We start from the raw sequence: 7,809 nt of genomic DNA on the forward strand, positions 1-7,809 counted from the left end.
ATAACGCCAAATACAGATAGTCCTAATACAAATAGCGCGGCAGGTTCCGCAGGGGTAAATCAAAATGATTTTAATGGAATTTATTGTCGTACTCGGCTGCTTGCTGCTGGGTACCCGCTACGGTGGTATGGGACTCGGACTGATAAGTGGTATTGGATTATTTTTACTGATATTTGTCTTCGGTTTAGCGCCGGGACAACCGCCAGTACAAGTTATGCTAACGATTCTTGCGGTGATCGGCTGTGCGGCCGTATTGCAAACCGCGGGCGGATTAGATGTGATGATGCAGTTTGCCGAGCGCCTACTGCGCCGCCATCCACAATACATCACCATTCTAGCGCCGCTAACCACTTGGACACTCACCTTTTTGTGCGGTACAGGCCATGTGGTTTACACTATGTTCCCGATTATTTCCGATATCGCGTTGAAGAAAAATATTCGCCCAGAACGCCCAATGGCGGTGGCATCCGTCGCCTCACAAATGGCAATTTGTGCTTCGCCTGTATCAGTCGCGGTTGTGTCCATGGTGTCGATTCTCGCATCGCAACAAGGTGTGAGCCGTGCCTATAATCTGCTCGAGATTTTAATGGTATCAGTACCGGCATCGCTATGCGGTGTCATGGCTGCAGCGCTTTGGAGTCTACGTCGCGGTAAAGATTTAGATAAAGACGAAGAATTTCAAGAACGAATTCAAGATCCTGTGCAAAAAGCCTTTATCTATGACAAGAGCGAAACCCTGCTTAATCAACGTTTTCCTAAGGAAGCTTACTGGGCAACGGGGATTTTCTTTGCGGCTATTGCTGCTGTGGTGCTACTAGGTTCTTTTAGTGAACTGCGCCCTGCATTTGAAGTTAAAGGGAAAACAACCTTATTATCGATGAACTTAGTCATCCAGATGATGATGTTAATTGCGGGGGCTTTTATTCTGATAACCTGCAAAGTCAAACCGACTGAGATTGCTAATGGTCCAGTTTTTAAAGCCGGCATGGTGGCGATTTTCTCCGTATTTGGCGTAGCTTGGATGAGCGATACGTACTTTATCAGCCATATGGATGTGCTTAAGGAAAACCTCTCCCACGTGGTGCAAAGCCAGCCTTGGACCTATGCCTTAGTGCTGTTTCTTATCTCTAAGCTTGTTAATAGCCAAGCGGCGGCGCTGACTGCCATTGCGCCTATGGGCCTCGCCTTAGGGGTCGATCCAAAACTCTTGATTGCTTTCCTTCCTGCAAGCTACGGTTATTTTGTGCTCCCTACTTATCCAAGCGATCTGGCCTGTATCGGCTTTGACCGTTCAGGCACAACTAAAATAGGTAAGTTCATTATTAACCACAGCTTTATTATTCCAGGCTTTATCGGTGTAGGTACCGCATCGATCGTCGGTTATCTGCTGGCGACAGCCTTGCTCTAGGCTGTATTTCACAAATAACAAAGGCCGCTGATGCGGCCTTTGTTTTGAATGGATTAAACGCTAGGTTTAAGCCCGATACATGGTCAAAAACATCTTGATATTGGCGTCGATAATCGCTTGCTGATTATCATCATTATTTTTCATATGGAACAGCTTAGGCCAGAATGCAAACGCCTTAAACATACCCCAAAACTGAGTCGATGCCATTGCAATATCATCGATATTCAGCGCCTTGTGTTCTACCGCTCCCGCAAGCCAAGCTTCGAGTCCACCTTCTTGCTTCGCAAGCTTCTCCATCGCTTCAGTCGCTTGGATAGGCGAGCGAATAAACTCTGCCATCACCACCCGCGCCACATCGAGAAACTCAGGCTGCTGATACAAAGCCCAGCATCGATGCGCAATTTGCTGCAACTGATCTTCAAGACTCTGCGCAGGATTGTAAACTAAGGTCGCCGCCTCTTTCGTCCGCGCCCACAACTCTGTGGTTGTGGTATCAAACAGCACTTCCTTGCTCGGAAAATGGTTATACACAGTACGTTTAGAGACATTAGCCCGCTGGGCGATCCTGTCCATACTGGCCCCCACAAAACCATTAACCATAAACTCTTCCCGCGAGGCACGCAGAATCGCCACACGTTTCTGCTGAGAGTTTGTCAATTTAATGGGGTTGTCTGCCATGTTTTCCTACGCCATAAAAATCATTTGTCGACATTTTACACTATCCAGTTTACTTTTACACCGCCACATATAAACTACACTGTGTAGTTTACTTTTTAATATTGTACATGCAATTATAAATGCGATTGAAGATTGTCTTGACCTTACTACGACTCTGGAGCTTTATCATGGCCACTCAAACAGAAACTGACGCAAATACTAAGACTTCGGCCCATGTTAAGGGTGACACATTCAGCAATGAAGCTCCCAATACCCACAGTGGTGAAGGTAATTTACTTTCTATTCTATGGCGTTACATGACCGAAAGCATTCCTGATAAGAGTCCAAACCAAGCACTGCCAATCCAAAAAATGCAGCTAAACCCCACTGCGGATGCAACACCTATGCTGTATAAAATCAGTCATTCTACAGTGCTGTTGCAACTCAACGGTCAATATTGGTTAACCGATCCTGTTTTTTCGAAACGCGCCTCGCCAAGCCAAATGTTTGGGCCAAAACGATTCCACGAGTTACCAATCGAACTCGATAATATTCCAACGCTTGCAGGAATTATTTTGTCCCACGATCATTATGATCATTTAGATAAACACAGCATTTTAGCCCTCGCCGAGCGCACGCAAAAGTTTATCGTGCCACTGGGCGTAGATAAACATTTGCTCGCGTGGGGCGTGCCTGCCAGCAAGATAGTCGCGCTCGATTGGTGGCAAGCAACCCAACATGCGGGTCTGAGTTTTACTGCGACGCCAGCACAGCACTTTTCAGGCCGTGGTATCTCGGACAAAAACCAAACCCTGTGGGCATCTTGGGTTATTCAGTCCCCTGAGCTCAAACTGTTTTTCAGCGGTGATTCTGGTTACTTCAGCGGCTTCAAAACGATTGGCGACAGACTTGGGCCTTTCGATTTAACCTTAATCGAAACAGGTGCCTACGATGAGATGTGGGCAGATATCCACATGCAGCCAGAGCAATCACTGCGGGCGCATTTAGATCTGCGGGGACGACACTTAATTCCGATACATAACAGCAGCTTCGATCTCGCGCTACATAGTTGGTACGAGCCATTGGAACGCATAGCCGTAGCCGCCAAGGCCTATGACGTGCCGCTGCTTACGCCGGAATTTGGTCAAGGGATCAACCTGAGTGAATTAGCCCATAGCCCAGCTTTGAATCACGCTTGGTGGAAAGCCTATTTACCCAAAGACAGAACCGAGTTTGAAATCATTCCGGCGCGCATGAGTTCAGATAAGCTCTAGTCAGAACTCTTATCTGAGCTTTATTAATACACTAAAAAACGTTAAATCATTGGCTCTCCAACACAGGAGAGCCACTGCGGATTACCATTCAACAGAGTCTCACTCGTCGGCGCTCAAAAGCTTACAACTTCAGTATTAAGCCTCCTCCTGCAAACACTAAATTCTAGACGCCTGCTTGATTTTGGGCATAAGATCGCTTGCCTTGTCATTTTTTATACCCAACTGAATTAATGGTATTAATGCTTCTAACTGACCATATTAAAATAGCGGGCACAGGAACAAGACTGGTGATTTTAATCTTTGGATACACCATGATCACTTAACATTTCCCTAAAGGTCGCGCTCATGTCGGTGCTCACTTGGCTTAAGAAACAACTTCATCGCACTTTTTATGGCAACAGCCCACTAGAGCAACAGGCTAACTTAACCGCCATTTTTCATCCCGCGCAAATGCCAGACATCGACTTGCCGACAAACCAAGCCTATCCGCTAGTGACATCAATTGTGCAGACTGATATCTACGCCTATCAAGTTCACTGCTTACTGACCTTTGAAGGCAAGCAAACCTTAGATACGTTAATCGGCAATGCAGGTTTTGGGATATTGCCCGAACATGCCGCCAACTTTAATGGCCTGATAATCCATAGGAGCCAAACAACCAGCTTGCAGCTTAATCAATATGCCGATTTTGCGGGGATCTGCGTCAGCTTGGTCACCAACGACAAAGCACTATTAGAACAACTGATTGCGTTCAAATCGACTTTACCTCACCCTTGGGAAAGCTTTCCCGATGTCGATCCCGATTCCCTTGGCAGTCTTCAAGGTAATATCGATTTTTGGTGCAACTATTTTTGGCAACCCTATTGGTTATCACTCTCAACAGCTGAGCGTTTACAGTACCCAGTAAATTGGCAGCAATTCAGTGATTTCCATTAAGGTTTGAAAGAAGCACTAAGGCTTAATGCAGGATAAAAAATGAAGTTAACATCTGTTGGATTAGCACTGGCGTTACTACTACTTGGCGGTTACTTGATCCCTGAGTCACCTGTGATCCCGGTAAAAGGCGCCAGCAGTAAAGATTGGAACAGCCAAACCTTTTGGTATGAACCTTGGGGTCCGTCGGGCGTACATAAGGGGATAGATATTTTCGCCGCCAAAAACACCGCCGTGATTGCGCCAACACCGATGCTGATCTTCTATCGAGGCGACTTCTTTAAAGGAGGTAATGTGGTCGTTGGTCTAGGTCCTAAATGGCAAATTCATTATTTTGCCCATTTAGCACAAATTGAATCAGCCACGGGATTAATTGCCTACCAAGGTGAAACGCTGGGCACTGTCGGCGATACGGGTAACGCTCAAGGTAAACCGCCACATTTGCATTATTCCATTGTGAGCTTATTGCCTAAACCTTGGCTGATGGATACTTCAACCCAAGGATATAAAAAGGCCTTTTATCAAAACCCCATCAGCTACTTAGAAACACACTAAGACTTAGGTGATGAGTAACATAGCGGCTTCGCGACAATATCAACTACAAATTAGGGTTCAGCAACTCGCCATGTAGGCAAGCTCACTGAATGCCAGCATGGCCGTCACATTATACGAAGAAATGAACGGAGACTCATGATTCTGCAGACTCGCTATCAAGAGTCACAGAATTAACTGCCGCAGCATGCGACTCGGTATCGGCCTCTGCAGCTAATGCTTCCCTATTCGCCTTCGCAATGTATTTAGGTTTATTGCTCGATTGCAGTTTGGCATTGGCCTTTTTCGCCTTACTCTTCAAGGTTTGGTTTATCTTCTTTTTGCGGTTCATCAAAGCACCAATGCAGATACGGAATAAAGGGGCGCGATTATAGCCTTCCACCTGCACGCCAGACAATCGAAAACACTAAGTCAGACCGTCCAACCCGCGACTAATGCTAGCTCAGTTAGTAATCCCCAAGCTATCAAGCCAAGTCATCAAGCCTGCGATCAAACCATCAGATCGCGAAAGCCATGCTAAACGCTAAATAAGGCACTGCCTTAACAACATGAACTCGCACTAGGTAACCCTTGGGGTTAAATCTCTATACCGAGTGCTGTGTCGCAATTTATCAATACTGCCGCCAAATCGTGCAATTTCCTGTATGACACGACTAGACAAGCCGTTATTCCTCCCCTAAAATCGCGACAGAATAAAAATCGTTATCATTTGTAATGCCGTTTAATGGAATATGGACTTATGCCAAAGGAGCCGGTGTAGCAAACTCATTCGCCCTTAGCAGGAAGTTATATGACATTCAAAACCTCGTTTGTTGCTTTAGCCGTATTTGCAGCGCTAAGCCAATCCGCAGCGGCCCAAGATGCCCCCGACAGCAGTTCAAACAACAAAAATAAAGACATAGAAAAAATTACAGTCACCGCGAGTCGGATGGATAAATCCCCCAGCTCAATCCCCAACACCGTCACTATCATCGACCGCGCCCAGTTAGAAGAACAGTTCCGCACCACTAAAGATTTATCGACCATTATCGGTAACTTGGCCCCAAGCTTTTCGCCAAGCCGCCAGAAGATGAGTAACACAGGCGAAACCCTGCGTGGTCGTCCGCCGCTGATCATGATCGACGGCGTACCGCAATCAAACCCACTTCGCAGTGGGGGTCGCTCGGGTCAAACCATAGATCCAGCCATGATTGAGCGTATCGAAATCATTCACGGTGCCAATGCAATGCACGGTCTTGGTGCCCAAGGCGGCATCATCAATTACATAACTAAAAAACCGACGGGCGACAGCGAACAGGTTGCAAGTTTCGATGTGACAGTTCCTGATTCGATGAAATCCAACGGCTTAAGCTTTGGTGCCAGCTATGCGTTTTCTGGCGAGTCAGAATTTATCGACATGATAGGTTCGGTTAGCTACCGCAATAATGGCGTCTATTATGATGCCAACCATAACGTCGTAGGTGTGGATACGACTCAAGGCGAGTCGATGGACAGCCAAAGCAAAGACTTCTTCATTAAGCTTGGCCACAACTTCGACGAGTCGCGCCTTGAGTTAATGGTTAACCATTACACCGCAGACAATAATGGCGATTGGATGCCAGTTGCAGGCGACAAACCCAATGGCGTGCCCACGGGCGCAGTAAAAGAAACCCAGCCATGGGAAGCGGCTAACAACCAAGTGACCACCACCAGTTTGACTTACACCCACGCCAACATTGGTGGCCAACAACTTAACCTGCAACTCTTTAATCAAGATTTTAAAGCGGTTTATGGTGGCGGCTGTTTCGACAGTTTCTACGATCCATCCTTCGAAGGTAGCGACCAAGTGATCCAGTGCGGTGTCGGCAGTAAAGGCGAAAGCTTGTACTACGAGCAATCGCGTAATGCTTCAGTTAAATGGGGTTTAAAAAGCTCATTGATTGCTAAAGATATTGCGGGTTCAGGGATTGATGCGGCCTACGGTGTCGACCTTTTCCGCGATACCACAGAGCAAGATTTAGTGCAAACGGGCTTTTCGTGGGTTCCGGAAAGCACCTATGACAACGTCGCGCCATACTTGCAGTTAGATTATGATTTAATTGAAAATCTAACCTTATCGACCGGTGTTCGTTACGAACATGCCGAATTAAGTGTCGATGACTACAAAACCCTATGGGGTGCGGGCAACAAGCAAATTGCAGGCGGTTCGGCCACCTTCGATGAAACCTTATTCAACGTCGGTATCTCCTACAAAATCACCCCAGACATTCGCGTTTATACCAGCTATAACCAAGGTTTTGGTATGCCAGATATCGGCCGTATTTTACGTGATGGTAAGAGCTTCCCAGGCGACAATCCCAGCATAGATGACTCATTGGCACTCACGCCGATCGTCACAGATAACGTCGAAGTCGGCGCCGATTATCAAGGTAAATACTTAAGCGCTAAGTTTGCATATTATCGTTCGGCCACTGATTTTGGCTCACGTTTAGCCTTAAATGACGATGGTTTCTACGACGTGAAGCGGGAAAAAAGTGTCATCGAGGGTATCGAAGCCAATGTTACCGCCTACCTCACCAGCAATGATGATCTTGGCATGAACATCGCCATTCAACAGGGCGAATACGATTCAAATGGTGATAACAAAGTCGATACCGATCTCGATGGCGCAAATATTTCGCCCAACCGTATCAACCTGTTCTGGACCCATAACTTCGATAATGACATGTCGACCCGCGTTCAAGCCAACTACTACATGGACCGCGACTTTAAAAATGCTGCGGGCAATAAGTATGCAGAGTTTGATGGTTACACGACAGTCGATGCTTCCTTCTCAATGCCGCTTTACACTGGCATCCTGAGCTTAGGTCTGCAAAATCTGTTTAATAATGATTATTTCAATTATTACTCACAAACAATGGGTACAAATGATCGTTATTTCAAAGGTATGGGACGTACTGCGACAATAGGCTACACCTTGCCTTTCTAAGTGAAAGGCTCATTTTG

7 protein-coding genes are annotated in these 7,809 nt (G+C 46.5%); 5 read left to right on the top strand and 2 right to left on the bottom strand.

The annotated features are described in order from the left end of the window. Positions 1 to 64 precede the first annotated feature (64 nt). On the top strand, positions 65 to 1,408 hold the full coding sequence (locus Q4Q52_RS11070) for an anaerobic C4-dicarboxylate transporter (protein WP_311906672.1): 1,344 nt from the start codon (positions 65 to 67) through the stop codon (positions 1,406 to 1,408). A 66-nt stretch (positions 1,409 to 1,474) separates the two neighbouring features. Here Q4Q52_RS11070 and Q4Q52_RS11075 read toward each other — a convergent pair whose 3' ends face one another. Then, positions 1,475 to 2,086 (bottom strand): TetR/AcrR family transcriptional regulator, encoded by a 612-nt coding sequence (locus tag Q4Q52_RS11075; RefSeq protein WP_311906671.1) that lies wholly within the window; start codon positions 2,084 to 2,086, stop codon positions 1,475 to 1,477. A gap of 167 nt (positions 2,087 to 2,253) precedes the next feature. Here Q4Q52_RS11075 and Q4Q52_RS11080 point away from each other — a divergent pair, with 167 nt between their 5' ends. The 3 genes from Q4Q52_RS11080 to Q4Q52_RS11090 all read left to right on the top strand — a co-directional run bounded on the left by Q4Q52_RS11080 (position 2,254) and on the right by Q4Q52_RS11090 (position 4,827). Next, the gene (locus tag Q4Q52_RS11080) at positions 2,254 to 3,339 is read left to right on the top strand and encodes an MBL fold metallo-hydrolase (protein WP_311906670.1); all 1,086 of its coding nucleotides are present in this window, start codon (positions 2,254 to 2,256) and stop codon (positions 3,337 to 3,339) included. 345 nt (positions 3,340 to 3,684) lie between these two features. After that, positions 3,685 to 4,275 (top strand): hypothetical protein, encoded by a 591-nt coding sequence (locus tag Q4Q52_RS11085; protein ID WP_311906669.1) that lies wholly within the window; start codon positions 3,685 to 3,687, stop codon positions 4,273 to 4,275. A 39-nt stretch (positions 4,276 to 4,314) separates the two neighbouring features. Continuing rightward, positions 4,315 to 4,827, top strand: coding sequence for a M23 family metallopeptidase (locus tag Q4Q52_RS11090; RefSeq protein ID WP_311906668.1), 513 nt, complete (start codon positions 4,315 to 4,317; stop codon positions 4,825 to 4,827). A gap of 133 nt (positions 4,828 to 4,960) precedes the next feature. Here Q4Q52_RS11090 and Q4Q52_RS11095 read toward each other — a convergent pair whose 3' ends face one another. Further along, positions 4,961 to 5,221: a DUF2986 domain-containing protein gene (locus Q4Q52_RS11095; RefSeq protein ID WP_311906667.1), complete on the bottom strand. Its 261-nt coding sequence runs from the start codon at positions 5,219 to 5,221 to the stop codon at positions 4,961 to 4,963. A gap of 393 nt (positions 5,222 to 5,614) precedes the next feature. On the opposite strand from Q4Q52_RS11095, the gene Q4Q52_RS11100 reads away from it, so the two are divergent. Then, complete coding sequence (locus Q4Q52_RS11100) at positions 5,615 to 7,792, top strand: TonB-dependent receptor (protein WP_311990633.1); 2,178 nt, start codon at positions 5,615 to 5,617, stop codon at positions 7,790 to 7,792. Positions 7,793 to 7,809: the final 17 nt, after the last annotated feature.

The sequence above is a fragment of the Shewanella sp. SP1S2-4 genome (genome assembly GCF_031932075.1).
GTDB lineage: Bacteria > Pseudomonadota > Gammaproteobacteria > Enterobacterales > Shewanellaceae > Shewanella > Shewanella baltica.

Bases quoted from the DNA above. Each gene is read 5' to 3' on its own strand.
- Q4Q52_RS11070 (WP_311906672.1), top strand. From the start codon at position 65: ATGATTTTAATGGAATTTATTGTCGTACTCGGCTGCTTGCTGCTGGGT.
- Q4Q52_RS11075 (WP_311906671.1), bottom strand. From the start codon at position 2,086: ATGGCAGACAACCCCATTAAATTGACAAACTCTCAGCAGAAACGTGTG.
- Q4Q52_RS11080 (WP_311906670.1), top strand. From the start codon at position 2,254: ATGGCCACTCAAACAGAAACTGACGCAAATACTAAGACTTCGGCCCAT.
- Q4Q52_RS11085 (WP_311906669.1), top strand. From the start codon at position 3,685: ATGTCGGTGCTCACTTGGCTTAAGAAACAACTTCATCGCACTTTTTAT.
- Q4Q52_RS11090 (WP_311906668.1), top strand. From the start codon at position 4,315: ATGAAGTTAACATCTGTTGGATTAGCACTGGCGTTACTACTACTTGGC.
- Q4Q52_RS11100 (WP_311990633.1), top strand. From the start codon at position 5,615: ATGACATTCAAAACCTCGTTTGTTGCTTTAGCCGTATTTGCAGCGCTA.